Annotated in this window: 12 protein-coding genes and 1 pseudogene; 8 read left to right on the top strand and 5 right to left on the bottom strand. The window is 69.9% G+C overall.

The features are described 5' to 3' along the window. Positions 1–11 precede the first annotated feature (11 nt). Complete coding sequence (locus ACZ499_RS29660) at positions 12–470, bottom strand: cupin domain-containing protein (RefSeq protein ID WP_468679325.1); 459 nt, start codon at positions 468–470, stop codon at positions 12–14. 132 nt (positions 471–602) lie between these two features. On the opposite strand from ACZ499_RS29660, the gene ACZ499_RS29655 reads away from it, so the two are divergent. Then, a complete protein-coding gene (locus ACZ499_RS29655; RefSeq protein ID WP_468679324.1) occupies positions 603–1214 on the top strand; it encodes a TetR/AcrR family transcriptional regulator in 612 nt (203 codons plus the stop codon). A 61-nt stretch (positions 1215–1275) separates the two neighbouring features. On the opposite strand, the gene ACZ499_RS29650 is transcribed toward ACZ499_RS29655, so the two are convergent. Both ACZ499_RS29650 and ACZ499_RS29645 read right to left on the bottom strand, forming a co-directional pair. Beyond that, positions 1276–1443 (bottom strand): hypothetical protein, encoded by a 168-nt coding sequence (locus tag ACZ499_RS29650; protein WP_468679323.1) that lies wholly within the window; start codon positions 1441–1443, stop codon positions 1276–1278. Between the two features lie 609 nt (positions 1444–2052). Beyond that, complete coding sequence (locus ACZ499_RS29645) at positions 2053–3492, bottom strand: MFS transporter (protein ID WP_468679322.1); 1440 nt, start codon at positions 3490–3492, stop codon at positions 2053–2055. A gap of 355 nt (positions 3493–3847) precedes the next feature. On the opposite strand from ACZ499_RS29645, the gene ACZ499_RS29640 reads away from it, so the two are divergent. From ACZ499_RS29640 to ACZ499_RS29615, 6 genes and pseudogenes are all read left to right on the top strand, one after another. Next, on the top strand, positions 3848–5617 hold the full coding sequence (locus ACZ499_RS29640; protein WP_468679321.1) for a fatty acyl-AMP ligase: 1770 nt from the start codon (positions 3848–3850) through the stop codon (positions 5615–5617). Continuing rightward, positions 5614–12294 carry an SDR family NAD(P)-dependent oxidoreductase gene (locus ACZ499_RS29635; protein WP_468679320.1) on the top strand — a complete coding sequence of 2227 codons (6681 nt, stop codon included), beginning with the start codon at positions 5614–5616 and terminating at the stop codon, positions 12292–12294. The genes ACZ499_RS29640 and ACZ499_RS29635 overlap by 4 nt, the downstream gene beginning before the upstream one ends. A gap of 268 nt (positions 12295–12562) precedes the next feature. Next, on the top strand, positions 12563–13579 hold the full coding sequence (locus tag ACZ499_RS29630; RefSeq protein WP_468679319.1) for an alpha/beta hydrolase: 1017 nt from the start codon (positions 12563–12565) through the stop codon (positions 13577–13579). A gap of 7 nt (positions 13580–13586) precedes the next feature. Beyond that, on the top strand, positions 13587–14834 hold the full coding sequence (locus tag ACZ499_RS29625; RefSeq protein WP_468679318.1) for a glycosyltransferase: 1248 nt from the start codon (positions 13587–13589) through the stop codon (positions 14832–14834). Next, positions 14827–15549: pseudogene (locus ACZ499_RS29620) on the top strand (extracellular solute-binding protein); the annotation flags it as partial. The gene ACZ499_RS29625 and the pseudogene ACZ499_RS29620, both read left to right, overlap by 8 nt. Before the next feature lie 169 nt (positions 15550–15718). After that, positions 15719–15988 (top strand): hypothetical protein, encoded by a 270-nt coding sequence (locus ACZ499_RS29615; protein WP_468679317.1) that lies wholly within the window; start codon positions 15719–15721, stop codon positions 15986–15988. Here the strand turns inward: ACZ499_RS29615 and ACZ499_RS29610 are convergent. Then, positions 15963–16361 carry a helix-turn-helix transcriptional regulator gene (locus ACZ499_RS29610; protein WP_468679316.1) on the bottom strand — a complete coding sequence of 133 codons (399 nt, stop codon included), beginning with the start codon at positions 16359–16361 and terminating at the stop codon, positions 15963–15965. The two genes, ACZ499_RS29615 and ACZ499_RS29610, sit on opposite strands and share 26 nt — an antisense overlap. Then, positions 16295–17119 (bottom strand): cupin domain-containing protein, encoded by an 825-nt coding sequence (locus ACZ499_RS29605; RefSeq protein ID WP_468679315.1) that lies wholly within the window; start codon positions 17117–17119, stop codon positions 16295–16297. The genes ACZ499_RS29610 and ACZ499_RS29605 overlap by 67 nt, the downstream gene beginning before the upstream one ends. 242 nt (positions 17120–17361) lie before the next feature. On the opposite strand from ACZ499_RS29605, the gene ACZ499_RS29600 reads away from it, so the two are divergent. After that, positions 17362–18612: a polysaccharide deacetylase family protein gene (locus ACZ499_RS29600; RefSeq protein WP_468679314.1), complete on the top strand. Its 1251-nt coding sequence runs from the start codon at positions 17362–17364 to the stop codon at positions 18610–18612. Positions 18613–18614: the final 2 nt, after the last annotated feature.

Raw genomic sequence — 18614 nt, 5'->3', positions numbered from 1 at the left:
GTACGGGGGCGTCATGCGAAGTCGGTGGCGGGGACGGTGGCGTAGCGGCTCATGGCCTCGACGGTCGCCTGCGGGGTCAGCTCCCCGGCGCCGGCGATCATGTCCCGCAGATCGCGGAAGTACTGCACGTAGAGATCGGGCGTGAAGGTGTTGATCATCACCGCCGGCTCGTCGCCGAGGTTGGCGAAGGTGTGCGGGGCGCCGGGTGGGATCATCGCGAGTGTGCCGGGCGGGGCGACGTGGACCGTCTCCCCGATGGTGAAGTGCACGGTGCCGGAGACGACGTAGAAGCCCTCGTCGTGCTGGGCGTGCCGGTGTTGCGGGGGTCCTTCGGTGTGGGGGGCGAGAGTGATCTCGCCGATTCCGAGCCGGTGGCCGGTGGTGGTCCCGTCCTCGAGGATGCGCATCTGGGTCCGCCCCAGGCGGATCGTCTCGCCGCTGTTCGGGCCGACCACGGAAACCTCTGACATACCTGACCCCTTCGTGAGAGTTCGCTCTCACGAGATTAAGGGGGTTGGCTAGCGTCATGCAAGTGAACTCTCATAACGAGAGGGCGCTGATAGGGTTGGCAGGCATGGACGCGCGGGAATGGGGACGAAGTGATGACGACAGGGACCGGGGCGGGCCGCAGCAATCAGAAGCAGCGCACACGTACCGCGATTGTCGAGGCCGCTCGCGCGCTCATCGGTACGGGCGCGGAGGTGACCATGCCTGCGATCGCCCGCGCGGCGCTGGTCTCCGAGGCCACTGCCTACCGGTACTTCCCCGACCTCCCCTCGCTCATCGGCGAGTCCCTGGCCGGAGTCTGGCCCACACCCGCCGATGCGCTGCGGCCGGTCGCCCGCTCCGCCGATCCCGTCGAACGGGTGGCCTTCGCCTGTGAGTTCCTGCTCCGCGGCGTCCTCGTCCGCCAGGGTGCGGTGCGCGCCATGATCGCGGCCACCGTCACCCGGCCCGAGACGGCCACCGCCCGGCCCGGCATTCGCTTCGGCCTGATCGACCAGGCGCTGATTCCGCTGCGGGACACGCTGGGGGCGACGGAGCCGGAAGCGTTCGCGCAGCTCGAGCGGGACCTCGCCGTGACCGTCAGTGCGGAGGCCCTCTTCTGCCTCATGGACCTGTGCGGGCTCGCCCCCGACGAGGCCGTGGCCAGCGCCGTGCACACCGCGAGCACCCTCACCGAGGCAGCCGTACGCCGGGCCGCCCGCCGCTGACGACCGGCTGATGGGCGTCGGCGGCGAACCGGCCCGCGCTTTCGGCGGGCTGCGGCGACGGTCAGGCGGTCGAGGTGATCGCTCGGGTGACGACCACGAGCGCCGGGGTGGGGTGGCCAGGGAGGCGTGTCACGAGGACCCGGCGGATCTCGGGAGGTGCGCCCTCGACCCGCAGTGGGCTCACTCCGGGCGGCAGCACCCGCGGGAGCCGCGATGGCACTGTCGTCACGCCGAAGCCTCCGGCGACCGGCTGGAGCTTCGTCGGCCGGTCGCGCGCGCAGTGCAGGACGCGCGGCCGCCCGGGCAGGCCGGGCCAGACGCCGACTGGATGCCCGCAGGTGACGCCCCGTCAAGGGCGTTGGCGTGAGGTCGTCGGCGATCTGCGACGCCGAGCCGAGGAGATGCGGCGTCACAACGCCTCCTGAGCCGTTTCCCCCTATTGCCCGTGCGTGAGAAGGTGCGCAGGTCGAGACGGCAACGGCGGTGCTTCTGGGGACCAGTTGGGGACCAGCTCCCACGTCGGTGGGTGCACGGCGGGTACGTCCGTGCGCGCTATGCGCCCTCAAATTGTGGCTTATGTCGCGATTTTTCCTCCGCCCCATCGATCTGGGGGTCAAGGGGTCGCAGGTTCAAATCCTGTCGTCCCGACTTTACGAAGTCGCAGTTCGGGGGCCGTTTCAGAGGAGATCTGAAACGGCCCCTTGATCATTCTTGGGGACCGGTTCGCCCCGCGCAGACCGTCGGCACCGCGGGCCGCCGCGGCGGCCCTGAGCGGCGAGATCGCGTTCCTGGGCGCATCCAGCGTCGTGATCGACCGCACAGACTCAGGCCTGACCCGTCACGGTCCTGGCTTCGAGGTGAAGGCGGGCGCTTTCCTGCCGCCTTCTGGTGTACCTCTGCGGTGTCGCAGCGCCCACAACGCGACGGGAGCTCCCGCCCCGACCAGCGCTGACGCCAAACACAGACCGGCCTGGTAGCCGGAGAGAAAGGCATTCGAGTCATCGGCCCCGGCTGCGGCATGTCCCACGAACGACACGACGGCGCCCACCAGACCGATCCCGACGACTCCGGACGCCTCGCGGACGGCGCTGAACAATCCGGCCGCGATTCCGGAAAGGTGATGGGGTGAGGATTCCAGAGCGCGGGTGGTCAGCGGAATGGCCAGCGCAGAGCCGAAGCCGATGGCCGAAAGTCCGGGCAGAATATGGACAAGACTCCCTCCGGAGCTGCCCAGCGCGACCATCAGCAACCCCAGTCCGACCAGGAGCAGGCCCGCAGCGGAGAGCCGGCCGTCTCCCCAGCGGCGCGCCATACGCGCGATGAAAGGGGTGGTGACGATCAGGGAAAAGGCCACGGGAATGAATGCCAGCCCGGCTGACGTCGGGGCGAGGCCGAGGCCGTTCTGTAGAAACTGGGATGTGAAGAAGTAGACTCCGCTCACGCTCAGCCCCCACAGCAGTTGAGTAATGATTCCGCCGACGAAAGGACGTTGCCGGAAGAGGAGTCGCAGCACGGTGTTCCGGCGCGACGTCAGTTCGTAGGAAAGGGCGACGGCCGATGCGGCGACGATGCCCCCTGACGTGGCGAAGGGAATGCCGCCGTAACCCTGTTCAGGCCCTTCGATCAGGCAGTAGGCGAGGGCCGCCAGCGAGCAACAGGCCAACGCGACGACGCGGAGAGAGAGTGTGGCCGAGGGCGTGGGCGCGGCACGGGGCGAGGGTCCGGGCCGGGGGACGAGGAAGCCGACGAGGAGGCTCGCGCAGCCCAGTGGCGTGTTCATGGCGAACACGGACTCCCAGCCCAGGTGCTGTGTCATGACACCGGAGACCACCGGGCCGCAGGCCAGCGCGCAAGCCAACGCGGCGGTGGTGGCGCTGAATGCCGCATTGCGCGCGCGAGGCGGCAGATCGTGCGACAGGACCGCCAGCGAGGCCGGCAGGATCAGCGCCGCGCCCGCTCCCTGCAGCCCTCGGCAGGCGATCAGCGCCATCCCCGAGGGTGCCGCACTGCACCCGACCGATGCGACGGTGAAGAGGGCGACACCGAGCGACAGCGTCGCACGCCGCCCGACGGTGTCGGCCAGATGTCCGCCCAGCAGCAGAAGGCTGGCGAGGGTGAGAGGATAAATGGCCGCAACCCATTTGAGGTCGGCCTCGCTCAATGCGAGTTGGGCCTGGATCTGAGGCAGGGCCACATTGACGATGGTGTTGTCCAGGGCCGTCATGAAGGAAGGCAGTAGTACAGCCACGAGGATTGCGAGGACACGCAGTCGGCTCACGATACCTGCCTTGGCCGGCGCGGACGGTGGTAAGGGACCGCCACGTTCTGCGCACCCTTTCTGTGTACTCTGCCCCGTGGGCATGGCAGGCGCGACTTCCGGACACCCTGATTACGGTATCCGGTGTGCTGCCGGAAAACGCCGCTCGGTTTCCGTACGCCGACCGGGCGGGGCTCTCGGTGTGGCGCTGCGTTCTTGGTACGCCGCCGTGTTTGGCTGATCGCTCACCACTGCCACTATCCATTGGGAATCGATGAGGCGGCGACGGCTGTCATCAATTCACCTGACAGACTGACGGCTGAGGAGTTCCGTTGCCTGTCGAGAACGAAGGTTCGGTGACTTAGTGCTGAAAACCATGAAGGACACGATCAGTCATCATCTCGCCCGGGCCGCGGCGCAGACCCCCGATGAAAAAGCGTTCACTTTCGTGGACTTCAGCACCGATCGCGACGGAGTCTCCAGCTGTCTGACGTGGCGCCAACTGGAGCAGCGGGTACGTACCCTCGCGGCGGTCCTGCGTCACGGCGGCGCGGCCGGCGAGCGGGTGGCCGTCGTGGGTCCGCAGAACCTGGACTACGTCGTCGGCTTCCTCGCGGCCACGTGCGCCGGTGCGATCGCCGTTCCCCTTTTCCCCCCGGCTCTGCCGGGCCATGCTGAGAAACTGGCCACCGCACTCGCCGACGCCGACCCGGTGTTCGCCCTCACCAGCCCCGACTCGCTTCAGGCCGCGGAGAAGTTCTGCGCCAACCAGGACGGCCTCCGCGTGCGCGTGGTCACCGAGGAGGACCTGCTTTCGGGTTGGGCGGCAAGGGCCGAACCGACGGGCGGTGAGCCCTCTCATCCGCGCCCCGAGGACTGTGCCTACCTGCAGTACACCTCGGGCTCCACCCGCATGCCGTCCGGCGTGGAGATCACCCACGCCAACGTCTGCGCCAACGCACGTCAGGCGCTGAAGGCGTACGACATCCGAGCCGGGCGCAACTGCACCGTCGGCTGGCTTCCGCTGTACCACGACATGGGGCTCGTGCTGGCGATCGCGGTTCCTGTCGTCGGCAACGTCCACTCCGTGCTCATGGATCCGCTGGCCTTCGTGCAACAGCCCGTCCGATGGCTGCGGCTGCTCAGCGAACACCCGGGAGCGCTCACCGCCGCCCCCAACTTCGCGTACGACTACTGTGTGCGCCGCGTCACCGAAGAGGAGCGCGCGAAGCTGTCGCTGGGATCGGTCGCCGCCATGGTCAACGGCAGTGAACCCATCGCCGAGCAGACGCTCCAGCGGTTCCAGCAGGCCTTCGCCCCGGTCGGCGCGGTCCCCACGGCGATGCGCCCGTCCTACGGGCTGGCCGAGGCGACTGTGTTCGTTTCCGCCTCACCGGCCGGTGTGGAACCGACCGTCACCGCCTTCGACCGTGACGCGCTGGCGGCCGGCACCGCCCGGCCGGCCGAGGGCACCGAGGGACAGGCTGTGACCCGCCTGGTCGGCTGCGGACGGCCCACCGACCAGGAGGCCGCCATCGTCGACCCGGTCGGCCTCGTCCGGCTGGAGGACGGGCGCGTGGGCGAGATCTGGCTGCGTGGCCCCAACGTCGGACGCGGCTACTGGGGACGCCCGGAACAGAGCGAGGCCACCTTCCGCGCCACCCTCCACGGCGACAACCCGGGCGAGGGGACGCATCACTGGTTGCGCACAGGAGACCTTGGTCTGTGGCACGACAAGCACCTCTACATCACCGGTCGCATCAAGGATCTCGTGATCGTCGACGGGACGAATCACTATCCGCAGGACATCGAGCACACCGTCGAGAACGCCCACCCGGCGATCCGCCGCCATCACACCGCGGCGTTCTCCCTCCCCGGTGATGACGGAGAACGCCTGGTAGTCGTCGCCGAGCACGCCCGTGACCTCGCGGAACCCCACAGGGTCCGGGACGAGGCGACACGCGCCGTACACGTGGCGGTGTCCGCCGGTCACGCCATCGCGATGCACGACTTCGTCCTCGCCCAGCCCGGCACCGTGCCCCACACCACCAGCGGGAAGGTCGCCCGCGGTGCCTGCCGTGAGCACTACCTCCGGGGTGCCTGGACCTCCGGCACCCACGTGCAGAGGGAGACCGGCAACGTATGAACCAGCCAGGCGGACACCAGGAGCCGGTCGAGGACAACGCCCAGGCCACCACCTCCACCACGGAGGGCCGCTCCGGATCGGGCGTTGCCGAACTGCGGAACGCACTGGTGCAGTTGGTCTCGGACATCAGCGGCATCTCGCCGGAACAGCTCGACGACGGCCGGCCTCTGGCGGAGTACGGCCTCACCTCCCGCGACGCCGTCGGGCTGGCCGGCGAACTGGAGAAGATGCTCGACCGACCACTGTCCGCCACGCTGCTGTGGGAGCACCCCACCATCGGACAACTCGTCGCCGCCCTGACGAAGGCCGACCAGGCCGATGCCGCGCAGTCGGACCGGCAGCCCCGTGCGCCGGACGAGGCGGCCACCACCGCCCGCACTGACGACGGTGCCATCGCCGTCGTCGGCATCGGCTGCCGTCTGCCCGGCAACGTACACGGGCCGGACGCGTTCTGGGAACAGCTCACGGCGGGATCGGACGCGGTCGGCCAGGTGCCCGAAGAACGCTGGCCGAACTTCGCCGGCACAGCGCCCGATGTCACCGCCCTGATGGAATCCACCACACAGTGGGGCGGCTTTCTCGACGACATCGAGGGATTCGACGCCAAGTTCTTCGGCATCACGCCCCACGAGGCCGAAGTCATGGATCCCCAGCAACGGCTGCTGCTCGAAGTCGTCTGCGAGGCGCTGGACCATGCGGGCGTACCCGCCCACGCCCTGCAGTCCACCCCCACCGGCGTCTTCGTCGGCCTGAGCGCCCTCGAGTACGGGCATCTGACCACCTCGGATCCCGCGCGACTGACCCCGTGGACCAGCACCGGTGCCGCCGGCAGCATCGTCGCCAACCGCGTGTCCTATCTGCTCGATCTCCGCGGCCCCAGCATCACCATCGACACGGCCTGTTCGTCGTCCCTCGTGGCCGTGCACCTGGCCTGCCGCAGCCTGCGCAGCGGGGAGTGCGACACGGCACTGGCCGCGGGAGTCAACCTCCTCCTGTCCCCGGCGGTCACCGCCTCGCTCGGACAGGCCGGCGCACTGGCCGCGGACGGCAGATGCAAACCCTTCGACGCCGCGGCGGACGGCATCACCCGCGGTGAGGGCTGCGGCGTCGTCGTGCTCAAGCGGCTCGCCGACGCCCTGCGCGACGGCGACAGGGTGCTCGCCGTCATCAGGGGCACCGCCGTGAACCAGGACGGCCGGTCGGCGGGCCTCATGGCACCCAACCCGGCGGCGCAGGAAGCGCTGCTGCGCGACGCCCTGCGCGACGCACGCATCGACGCGGCCGACGTCGACTATGTCGAGGCGCACGGAACGGGCACCCTGCTGGGGGACCCCATCGAGGCGACCGCCCTCGGAGCGGTCGTCGGACGTGGCAGGCAGCCCGACCGGCCACTGCTGATCGGATCGGTCAAAAGCAATCTGGGCCACCTCGAAGGCGCGGCCGGCATCATCGGCCTGATCAAGACCGCGCTGGCCCTGCATCACGGCCGTATCCCGGTCAGCCTGCACTTCCACAGCCCCAACCCCCACATCGACTTCACCGGGCTGGGCCTGCGCGTGGTCACCGAACCGACCGCATGGCCCACCTCCGGGGACCGCCCGGGGCGCGCCGGTGTGTCCGCCTTCGGCTTCGGCGGTACGAACGCCCACGCCGTACTCGAGCAGGCGCCGCCGACCGCTGCGAATCCCGCGCAGCCTACGCGGGTCGAGGACGAAGAGGCCGACCACCCGCACATCCTGGTGGTGTCCGCCCGTTCCTCGGACCGGCTCGCCGACGCGGCCGCGAGTCTGTCGCGATGGGTGGCCGCCGACGACGCGCCCGCCCTCACCGACATCGCCCACACGCTCGCCTCGCACCGCCGTGGCCCGTCCTGCGCCGCCGTCGTCGCGCGGACCCGCTCCGAGGCGGCTGCCGGGCTGGCCGCGCTGGCCCGGGGGGAGACGGTTCCCGGCGTGGTCGCCGCGTGCACCGACGCACGAGCGGCGCAGTCGTTCACAGCGCGCCGACCGGTCTTCGTCTTCTCCGGTTACGGCTCACAGTGGGAGGGCATGGGGCGGCGCCTGCTGAGCGACGACGCTCTCTTCGCCGCCCAGGTGTCCGCGCTCGATACGAACTTCCTCGCGGAGACCGGCTCCTCACTGACCGACATGCTCATGTCCGATTCCGCCCGGACAGTGGACCGGATCCAGCCGCTGCTCTTCGGACTCCAGCTGGCCCTGGCGCGGACCATGCAGGCCTACGGCGTGGAACCCGCCGCCGTCATCGGCCACTCGATGGGCGAGGTCACAGCCGCCGTGGTCGCCGGCGCTCTCGACGACCGCGACGGACTGCGCGTCATCGCCCGCCGATCGGCCCACCTCGCCACCCTCGAAGCCGAACACGTCGGCGCGATGGCCGCGGTGGAGCTTCCCGTACAGTCCCGGACGGCCATCCTCAGCCGCTTTCCCGGTGTCGAGGTCGCCGTCCAGTCCTCGCCCCAACGCTGCACGGTGGCCGGGCCGGCCCAAGCGGTGCGCGACCTGGTGGACGAGCTGACCGAGCAGGGTCGGCTCGCCCGACTGCTCGAGACTGGCGGAGCCGCACACTCAGCCTTGGTCGATCCCATCCTGAGGCCACTGCGCGAAGATCTTGTCGGCCTGCGCCCGCACACACCCACCACACCCTGGTACAGCACAGTCCTCGATGATCCCCGCGCAGGCACGGCAGCCGATACGAGCTACTGGTGCGCCAACGTCCGCCGCCCGGTGCGCCTGCAACAGGCGGTCACAGCGGCAGCCGAGGACGGCCACACCCTGTTCCTGGAGATCTCGCCCCACCCCATCGTCGTCGTCCCGCTCGCGGAGAGCCTCGACGCCACCCCGGCGGGGGACCAGGCGCTGGTCGTCCCGACCCTGCACAAGAACACCGACGACACCGTTCAGGTACGGGCCGCGCTGGCCAGGCTGCACCTCGCCGGCGTCACGCTGAACCCCGGGCTGTGGCCCGCCGGTGCGCGCACCGCACTGCCCACACCCGCGTGGCGGCACGAACGGTTCTGGTTCCCCCGCTCCGCCCAATCGACCGAACCCGGCGGCCACCCCCTGCTGGGGGGGCGCACCGACGACCCGAGGACCGGCGCCGTGCTGTGGCGGGGAGACGTCGGCACGCGCCGGCACGGCACCCGCAGCACGGTCCACGGCAGAGCGGTGCTGACCCTCGTGGAGGTGGCGGAGCTGGTGATCGAAGCCGGCCTGGACCTGTGGGCCCGGGAGGGCGTCACCCACCTCGGCATCGAGGACCTGCAGATCCATCAGTGGCTCGCCATCTCCGGCAGCACCCCCCTGACCGCGGTGTGGGAACCGGCCTCCGGCACCCACGGAACCATCACCCTCCACGCCCGCGGCCCCGGCACCACTTGGCGCTGCTACGCCTCGGCCCGCGTCACCCGCGACCCGGAACCCCAGGGCGAGCACGACCCCGAGTCGGAACCGGCGCCGGCCCTCGTCCGGCACTTCGCCCCCGAGGACCCCCGGTCCCCCCACCGGTCGTCCTACGCACATGTCCTGACCGCAATGCTGGAGGCGCAGAGCGCTGCGGACACAGCACCGGGCAGCGACCGCGCCGTCGAGGCCGCCGCACACACCGTCCCGGTCGGCGTACGGTCCCTGCACATCAAGGGGCAGGGCGTCCTCGACACCGGCTATGACATCCGTTGCACGCCCGTCGACGGCGTCGGCCCGGCGGAGGCGGGCGTCGGCCAGTGGCACGTCTCCGCCCGGGGCGCCACGAGCGAGATCGTCGCCCGGTTCGTTCAGCTGCGGCCCGTCGAGCGGCGCGCAGTGCCCCGGTCCCTCGAGACGTTCACCTACGACATCCAGTGGGAGAAGTCCACCGTTCCCCTGCCGGCGCGCCGTCTGCAACGTGCCCTGCTCGTCAGCGACGAACCGGACGCCGCGGGCGGCGCCACGGCCTCGCTCGTGGCGGCCCTGGAAGCCGGCGGTGTCGACGTCACGCCGACCGATGCCCGGGACGACGCCTGCGACGCCGTACTCGACGCCTGGCTGGAGGCCCCGCAGGACGGCCCCAGCGCCGTAGTCCTGTTCTTCCAGCGGCACGAACGCGACGACGACATGCGGCCACTGCACAGGGCGGCCCGGTTCGCGCGCCGCCTGGCCGGCGCCACGCACCGGGAACCCCCGCGCCTGTGGATGGCCACCGTGCTGGCACAGGCGACGGGGTCCGGGGAACCGGGGACGCCGTATCTCGCTTGCCTGCGTGGACTCGTCCGGGTCCTCGCGCTCGAACACCCTCATCTGCGGGCGTCGCTGGTGGACATCGACAAACAGCCCGGCGCGGTCGACGACCTCGCCCGCGAACTCCTCGCGGGCGGCGACGCGGACGAGATCGCCTGGAGGGCCGGCACACGCCTCACCGCCCATCTCGCCCGGGCCGACCTCAGCGCACAGCGCAACGACAACGTGGCCTTCACCCGTCCCGACGGCGCGTACATCATCACCGGGGGCCTGACCGGACTGGGCCTGGCGACCGCGGGCCGGCTCGCTGAGCAGGGTGCCGGGCGCATCGTCCTCAACGGACGCCGTGCCCCGGGGCCCGAGGCCCAGGCCGTCCTGGCCGAGCTGCAGGACCGGGGAACCTCCGTCGCCGTGGTCCAAGGGGACATCGCGGACCCAGACGTGTCCACGAACCTGGTGCGTGCCGCCCTCGCCGAGGGCCACAGCCTGCGCGGCATCGCGCACTGTGCCGGCGTACTGCATGACCGCGTGATCACCGACCTCGAACCGGCGGACATCGACACGATGCTGCGACCGAAGGCCGTCGGAGCCCGGAACCTCGAGGCGGTCATCGCCGACCACGATCTGGACTGGTGGGTGATCTACAGCTCCGTCGCGGCACTTCTCGGCTCACCCGGACAGTCCGCCTACGCGGCCGCCAATGCCTGGCTCGACGCCGTTGCCCACCGCCGCAGAGCCAGCGGCCTGCCCGCGACCTCCATCGCCTGGGGCCCTTGGGAGAACGTCGGCATGGCGGCCGGAAACCCGGCGCCGGCCCTGGAGCCCATCCAGATGAGCGAGGGAATGGACGTCCTGCAGGCACTCGTCTCCCTCAATCGCGCGCACGTAGGCGTCGTCCACCTCGACACGGACCGCATGCTGGGGGCGTTCCCCGGCCTGTCCGCCATCCCCTTCTTCTCCGACGTCCTCGCGGACGGTTCACCCGGCGCCGAAGACTGGGTCGGCCCCCACGGCATCGCGGCTCTCGGCAGCTCCGCCGCAGACATGGTGCACGCACGCCTGGTCAGAAGAACGGCAGCCATCATGGGGTTCATGGCCGCCGAACTCAGCGAGACGGTCCCGCTGACCGAACTGGGCCTGGACTCCCTGGTGGCGGTGCGCATCCGCAACGCGTTCCGCCAGGACTTCGGCATCGACCTGCCCGCCCCCCGGCTGCTGCGTGGCGCCAGCCTGCGTGAACTCAGCCGCGAGGTGCTTGAACAACTCGGTCTCGACGCCACGGAGCCGACGGCCGGTTCCCAGCCGACGGCGCCCGACGACACACGGCAGGCCGAGCCGTCCACACCCACGATGCCGAGCTTCCTCGGCCCCAGGGACGCCGCGGAGCGGCTGGTTGCGAGCGCCTGGGCCGAAGTCCTGCAGCAAGGGCCCAAGGACATCCGGGAGGACTTCACCACCACCGCCGGCGGGGGCCAGGCCGCCGCCGCGGCCATGGCGGACGCCATTCGCCGACGCCTCGGCGACGACACCGAACCGAGCCTGACGGCGGACGCCATCCTCGCCCAGCGCACCGTCGCAGCCGTCGCCGAACTGATCCGGCCGGTCGTCAACCGAACCGGCCGGTCGGCACTCACCATCCTGCGCCCCCCGCTCGCCGGGTCGGAACGGCCCCCACTGTTCACCTTCCACCCCGCCGGCGGCCCGACCTCGGTCTACCTGCCCCTGATGGGGCTGCTGCCGGCCGAACAGCCTGTGTACGGCCTGGAACGCGTCGACGAGCTGAGCACCATGGAGGAGAAGGCGGCCCACTACCGCACACTCGTCCGTGACATCCAGCCGGAAGGGCCCTACCACCTGCTCGGCTGGTCCTTCGGAGGGTGTCTCGCCTACGAAGTGGCCCGTCAACTGAGGCAAGAAGGACAGGGCATCGGGTTCCTCGGACTGATCGACACCATCCTGCCCCCCGCCCTGCCGCAACCGGAATCACGGGAGTTCCTGCTCGAGCGTTTCGGTCGTTTCGCCGAATACCTCGAGAAGACGTACGGGCACCGCCTTGACCTGCCCTACGAAGAGCTGGCGGCCACCCCGGAGGATCAGCAGATCGACGTGATCATGCGTCTGGTCGCCGACGCAGGCCTCGACATGAGCCCAGGGATCATGGAGCACCAACGGACCTCGTACGTCGATGCCCGCGTCGGCGAACGGTATGTTCCCCGTCCCCAGGAGGGCCACGTAGTCCTCTACCGTGCCAAACAACCGCAGCAGCTCACCACCGCTCTGGACCCGCGCTACCTCCGGCAGGACGCCGACCTCGGATGGGCGCCCCTGTGCCAGACCCTCGAGATCGTCCCCGTCGAGGGCGACCACCTGTCCGTCATCGACCGCCCCCACGTCCAGACCATCGCGCAGCACGTCACCCGCGCCATGGGGTGGCCCACCCAGTGATCGGCGCACCGCGCCTGTTCCGTGGGGCTCACCTGCGGAACAGGCGCAACCGCTCCTCGCCCACCCGAGCACGGGCCTGCGAGTCGGTGACGCCGAGCCCGGTACGCGGAGCCAGACACAGCACACCGGCCTTGCCGATGTGCTGATGGCCTGGACAGTCCGTGCGGCCGCCCCGGCACGAGAGCCGCTCACCCGCTGCCCTGCCGACGCCGCTCGGCTGTACGGGCTACTGCCCTCCGTTGAACGGAGTGTCTGCCGGTGATGACCCATGCATTTCGTCATACTTTCGGCTGTGCGGGTCATTTTTCTGAAGTACGCGAGAACGAATCTGGTGTGCCTCTGGCTCGCCGCCGCTCTCCTCTCGACCGAGGCGCATGCGGCTGAGCGGAGACCGGACGGCACGTCCGGGCCTCACTACGCGGAGGCTCGTGTCACTGCCGTGAAAGCCATCGACGACCGGATGCGCGATCTCACGGTCAGTTCTCCGGCGATGGGAATGTCGATCCCGGTCCGCGTAATTCTTCCCACGAGCTGGAAAAAAAGGCCGAAAGCCACCTTTCCGGTTCTTTACATGCTCCACGGCGGCAACGACGACTACACGTCCTGGACACGTGAGACGGATGTGGAAGCGTTGGCGAAGTCCGACGTGATCATCGTCATGCCGGACGCCGGAAGGGCCGGCTACTACAGTGACTGGTTCGCCGGTGCTCCCCGCTGGGAAACCTTTCACACCGACGAACTCGTGCGGCTCATGGAGAAGAAGTACCGTGCGGGCCCCTCACGAGCCATCGTGGGACTGTCCATGGGAGGTCTCGGCGCACTCAACTACGCGGCGCACCACCCAGGGATGTTCCGTTACGTGGCCTCAATGAGTACTTACGTGGATCTGAACGACCCTGCCGTGCGCCTGGAACTCGCGCTCGGTACCGGGAGAGAGGGCATCGACATCAAAGATGTGTGGGGCGACCCGGTGGAGAACGCCAGAGTCTGGCGAGCCCACAACCCCGCTGCCATGCCGCGTTCCTTCCGGGGAACGCGCGTCTATCTGTCCGCGGGCAGCGGCGAGCCCGGACCGTTGGACACGGGACACTCCCCCGATGCGTTTCTAGTGAGCATGCTGGGCGAGGCACCGCTGTCGTCGCAGATCGAGAGATTCGCGCAGTCGCTCCGCTCGGCGTGTGTCGACGTCACGACGCATGTGTACAAGCCGGGGACGCATTCCTGGCCGTACTGGCGGAACGAGTTGCACGGCATCTGGCCGACGGTCATGAAGTCGCTCGGGTAGCGGCGTCATGCGGACAGTAGTGATCTTCGCCGCGGGATCCCGCGGCGATGTCCAGCCTTGCCTGGCACTGGGGCGAGCACTGCTCCGTCGGGGCGACACGGTAAGGATCCTGGCCAGCGTCCGCTATCGGCGTCTGATCGCCGAGGCGGGCCTGGACCTCCATCCCCTTCCGGTCGACCCCGCGGAGATCATCGAGTCCGCCGAGGGGCAGGAACTCCTCGCCGGACGACGGAACCCGGTGGCGTTCATCCGCCGTATGGACCGGGTCCTGCGGCCCTGCATCATGCCGATGCTGGAGGAGACGCAGGCCGGTGCGAAGGGAGCCGACCTGGTTCTGGCACCCACCTTCAGTTTCCTCGGCGTTCACCTGAGCCAGTACCTCCAAGTCCCGCACGCCGTCATTCACTTCCAGCCGAGCCAGCCCACGAAGGCCTTTCCGCACCCGTTCGCACCGGCTGCCCAGATGCTGGGGGGCGTGGGCAACCGGCTCAGTTACGGTGCGGTCGACCTCGGGTCCTGGATGGTGTTCCGGCGGTTCGTCAACGCATGGCGCCGGGAGAGCCTCGGCCTCCCGGCGCTCTCCCTGTCGGCCCCCTTCCGGCAGGTTCGCCAAGCCCCCGTGCTGTGTGCGTTCAGCCCCACGGTCGTACCGCGGCCGTCCGACTGGGGACCGAACGTCCACGTCACCGGCTTCTGGCACCACGACCAGCCGCTGTGGAAACCCTCACGGCGACTGCTTGCCTTCCTGGCCGACGGCCCCCCGCCCGTCTACGTCGGATTCGGCAGCATGAGGACCGGCGACCCCAAGGCGACCGACGCCCTCGTACGGACGGCCCTGCGTCGGGCGAACCTGCGCGGAGTGCTGCCAGGGGACCCCGCCACCAGCGAGGACGACATCCTTGTGGTCGGCGACACCCCCCACGACTGGCTGTTTCCCCGGATGGCCGCTGTCGTCCACCACGGCGGTGCAGGCACGACGGCCTCGGTACTGCGCGCCGGAAGACCATCCCTGATCTGCCCGTTCTTCGGGGACCAGCCCTACTGGGCCGCACGGGTGCACGAGCTCGGCGCGGGGCCCGCGCCCCTGCCGGTCCGTGAGCTCACCGTTGCCGCCCTCGCCCAGCGCCTGCAGGCCCTCACCCGGCACGCTTCCTACGCCGAGGCCGCGCGTCGGCTCGGCCGGGCCCTGGAAGCCGAGGACGGCACCGCCCGGGCCTGTGAGGTCCTGGACCAGTACGGGGTCGGCCCTGGGTGATCACTCGCCGCTTTGCAGTGGCGAGGGCTCCGGTAGGCCCACCCTCAACTGGTACAACTTCCCCGACGACTCCGGTGCGCTCCAGAAGGCGGCCGACCGGTGCAGCCAGGCGTCGGGCGGCCGCTACAGGATCAGTTACAACAAGCTCCCGCGTGCCGCGGACGGCCAGCGCCAGCAGCATGTCCGAAGGCTCGCCGCCGAGGACGACTCGCTCGACATCCTGGGCCTGGACGTCACCTGGGCGGTGGAGTTCGCCGAGGCATGCTGGATCCGGGAATGGACGGGGACAGCGAAGCGGCAGGCCGTCAAGGGCATCCTGCGCGCACCGCTGCAGACCTCGACCTGGAAAGGCGAGCTGTACGCCGTCCCGTACCACACCAACACCCGGCTTCTGTGGTATCGCAAGGACCTGGCGCCTACCCCGCCCAGGACCTGGGCCGAGATGCTTGACGTGGCCGGCGCCCTCGCCCGGCAGGGCAAAGCGCACTTCGTGGAGATCCAGGGCGCCCAGCACGAGGGGCTGACCGTCTGGTTCAACACGCTGATCAACAGTGCGGGCGGCTCCATCCTCAACGCGAGCGCGACCGGGCCTTCCCTCGGTCCTCGTGCCGTGCGGGCCGCGGGGATCATGCGTGATCTGGCGAAGTCCCCGGCCGCGGCCCCCTCCCCGCCCCACCAGATGGAGGACCAGAACCGCCTCGCCATAGAGGACGGTGCCCTGCGCTCGCCCCCGGGCGACCTGAGCCTCGACGACCGTACGAGGCAGGCGCTGGAAAGGCAGAACGCGCCCCGCGAGGTCATCGTCGGGCTACGAACCGGAGGCGTTCGAGGACGTCGCCCTGTCACACGACCGGGACCGGACGGGCCCGGTCTTCACCGCCACCGTGGAGGTACTGGAGTCGCTGGGCTCCGATGTGTTTGTCCACGTCACCGCGGAGGGTGGGCCCGCGACGACCGCCGAACTGGAGGAGATCGACGAGGAGTTGGGCCTGCGCGACACCGGCGCCGACACTCGTCACATCGTGGCCCGCCTCGACGCCGCCACGCGTGCCCGCGAGGGCGAACCGGTGGAGCTGCAGGTCGACATGGCCAAGGCTCACGTGTTCGACCCGGCGACCGGAGCGAACCTTACGCATCCAGTGAGGGCGGACTGACGATGCACCACACAGGGCGCGATCCGCATCCATGTACCCGGCGACTCAAGAGGCGGCTGGTCTTCGTCGACTGCGCAGACGTCCCGGAGAGGGGACGTTCCCTGGGGAGGTGGCGCGTGGTGTCAGGCGCCATGGGCGGCCGGTGCAGGGAGGGCAGTTCACCGAAGCGCGTGCGGTAGCTGTCGGCGAAGCGGCCCAGGTGGGTGAAGCCCCAGCGGTAGGCGGCCTCGCCCACGGTCAGTTGGGCGGGGTCGGTCTGGCGCAGCTCCGCGTGGACTCGGGTCATGCGGACGTCGCGCAGATACGTCATCGGGGACATGCCCACACGGCGGCGGAAGCCCTCCTGGAGCCAGCGGGTGCCGACTTGGCCCATGGCGGCGAGTCCGGTGGTGGTGAACGGGCGCTCGGGGTGGGCGTGTATCGCGTCCACGACCGCTTGACCGGGCCGGGCAGCCCGGCTTTCACGGGCTTGTCGAGCTCCTCGCGGTAGCGGTGCCCGGTGGCCAGGAGCAGCCCCGTGAGCAGGGCCTCCTGGAGCCGGGCCGCCATGAGCGGCTGGGAGAGCGCCCCGTGTTCGCTGTCCATCTCCTGGACGACCAGCGCGACCAGGCGCGCCCAGCTCAGGCCCGGGCCCCGGCAGATGTCGAGTTCGGGCGCGAGCCGCATCGCGGTGGGGACCGAGTGGTCCAGCAGGACCTCCAGATGGCGCGGCAGGTCCTGGGCGCAGATCTTGACGGCGAGGAGGCGGCAGTCCCCGTTCCACCGCTCCAGGGTCGACTCGCCCTCCGGGTGGAAGACGGCCGCGCGCCGGGCGTTCGCGGTGGTGGACGCCCGCGTTCCCTGCCGCCAGACGAGCTCTCCCGAGAGGTGCACGTCGACGTGATGGGCCCCCAAGTCGCCGAAGCGCATGTGCGCGTCGGTGCCGCAGCGCAGGTCGCCCAGGGTCAGCGGCCCCAGCCGCACCACTTCGAAGGCGGCGTCGAGCCGGTGCTCGCGGGCCAGTACGTCGATGGAGTTGGCGTAGTACCTCTCACCGGTCACCTGGCGTGCCTCGTCGAGGTCCCCGGTCCGGAACGGGAGCCGGGACGCGGTCGGCGCACGCCGCGTGCCGGTGTTCGAAGTTGCCCGCATGGCCCACATCTTCCCGGTGGGCGGCCCGGCCGGCTCCGCTCTTCATGAACCGTTTCCGGGGTGGGTGCGCATCCGGTCGCGGGAATTGAGCTCGTCCTGGAGAAATCCGGTGCGGCCCCTCTGTGTTTACCGTGAAAGACGTTGAACGCGTCGTACTCTGAGGCGGTTATCGGCTATCGGGTTAATTCAGAACTCCTCCGGTCCGCACATCAAGGTCCGCGGGACGACTGACAGGAGAGGCGATGCGCGAGATCACCCGAAGGGGACTGCTCGGGGCCGGACTTGGTGCCGTCGCGGCGGCCGGGGTCGCCGGCTGCGGTACGGAAGACCGAGGGGGAGCGGCGGGGCGAGCGCATTCGCCGGGGAACGGGCCGGGTCATCCGGCGGCACCCAATGCACCGGTAAAACACAAGCTCAAGCTGATCGGTGACGGCTCGACAGCCGATGCCGGCCGACAGCCGTACCAGCCCGACAAGCCCCGACGGCTCGAACCGGGCGAGACCCCGCCGCAGTTCGTGATCTTCTCCTGGGACGGCGCCGGAGAAGTCGGCAACGGGCTCTTCCCGCGCTTCCTGGAGCTCGCCCGCAACCACGGCGCCTCGATGACGTTCTTCCTCTCCGGGATCTATCTCCTGCCCGAATCGAGCAAGTCGCGCTACCGGCCGCCGAACAATCCGGTCGGCGCCTCAGACATCGGCTATCTGACCGACGCACATGTGCGCGAGACGCTCAAATGTGTGAGCGAAGCATGGTACGACGGCCATGAGATCGGGACGCATTTCAACGGGCACTTCTGCGGCGGTTCCGGCTCGGTGGCCAACTGGTCGCCCGGCCAGTGGCGCAGCGAGATCGAGCAGGCCGTCTCCTTCGTCACCGAATGGCGGACCAACACCGGCTGGCACGACCTCGACCCGCTGCCCTTCGACTACCGCAAGGAGCTGATCGGCGGCCGGACGCCGTGTCTGCTCGGGCAGGACAACCTGCTGCCCACCGCCCGGCAGCTCGGCTGGCGCTACGACGCCTCCTCGCCCGGCGGGCGCCAGGTGTGGCCCGAGAAGCGCCAGGGCGTCTGGGACCTGCCGCTCCAGGGCGTGCCCTTCCCGGGGCACTCCTTCGAGGTGCTGTCGATGGACTACAACATCCTCGCCAACCAGTCGAAGAACACCACCCGGGGCATGCCGTCGCGCTACCCGGGCTGGCGGGAGCAGGCGACCCGCGCCTATCTCGCCGGATTCCAGCGCGCGTACGAGACGAACCGCGCGCCGTTCTACATCGGCAACCACTTCGAGGAATGGAACGGCGGCATCTACATGGACGCCGTCGAGGAGGCCCTGAAGGGGATGGCCGGGAAGAAGGACGTACGGCTGGTTTCCTTCCGCCAGTTCGTGGACTGGCTCGACGCCCAGGACCCCCGCGTGCTGGACAGGCTGCGCGCGCTGGACGTCGGCCAGGCCCCGGCGGGCGGCTGGAACGCCTACTTCAAGACCGCTTGAAC

It is taken from the genome of Streptomyces sp. NPDC031265 (genome assembly GCF_055570295.1).
The sequence above is the reverse complement of the archived record's forward strand: the minus strand, read 5'-3'. Positions and strand labels throughout refer to the sequence as shown.

What these genes read in the sequence shown, in the direction of transcription:
- ACZ499_RS29660 (WP_468679325.1), bottom strand. Translation starts at nt 470, where the DNA reads ATGTCAGAGGTTTCCGTGGTCGGCCCGAACAGCGGCGAGACGATCCGC.
- ACZ499_RS29655 (WP_468679324.1), top strand. Translation starts at nt 603, where the DNA reads ATGACGACAGGGACCGGGGCGGGCCGCAGCAATCAGAAGCAGCGCACA.
- ACZ499_RS29640 (WP_468679321.1), top strand. Translation starts at nt 3,848, where the DNA reads ATGAAGGACACGATCAGTCATCATCTCGCCCGGGCCGCGGCGCAGACC.
- ACZ499_RS29635 (WP_468679320.1), top strand. Translation starts at nt 5,614, where the DNA reads ATGAACCAGCCAGGCGGACACCAGGAGCCGGTCGAGGACAACGCCCAG.
- ACZ499_RS29630 (WP_468679319.1), top strand. Translation starts at nt 12,563, where the DNA reads ATGCATTTCGTCATACTTTCGGCTGTGCGGGTCATTTTTCTGAAGTAC.
- ACZ499_RS29625 (WP_468679318.1), top strand. Translation starts at nt 13,587, where the DNA reads ATGCGGACAGTAGTGATCTTCGCCGCGGGATCCCGCGGCGATGTCCAG.
- ACZ499_RS29610 (WP_468679316.1), bottom strand. Translation starts at nt 16,361, where the DNA reads ATGGGCCAAGTCGGCACCCGCTGGCTCCAGGAGGGCTTCCGCCGCCGT.
- ACZ499_RS29605 (WP_468679315.1), bottom strand. Translation starts at nt 17,119, where the DNA reads ATGCGGGCAACTTCGAACACCGGCACGCGGCGTGCGCCGACCGCGTCC.
- ACZ499_RS29600 (WP_468679314.1), top strand. Translation starts at nt 17,362, where the DNA reads ATGCGCGAGATCACCCGAAGGGGACTGCTCGGGGCCGGACTTGGTGCC.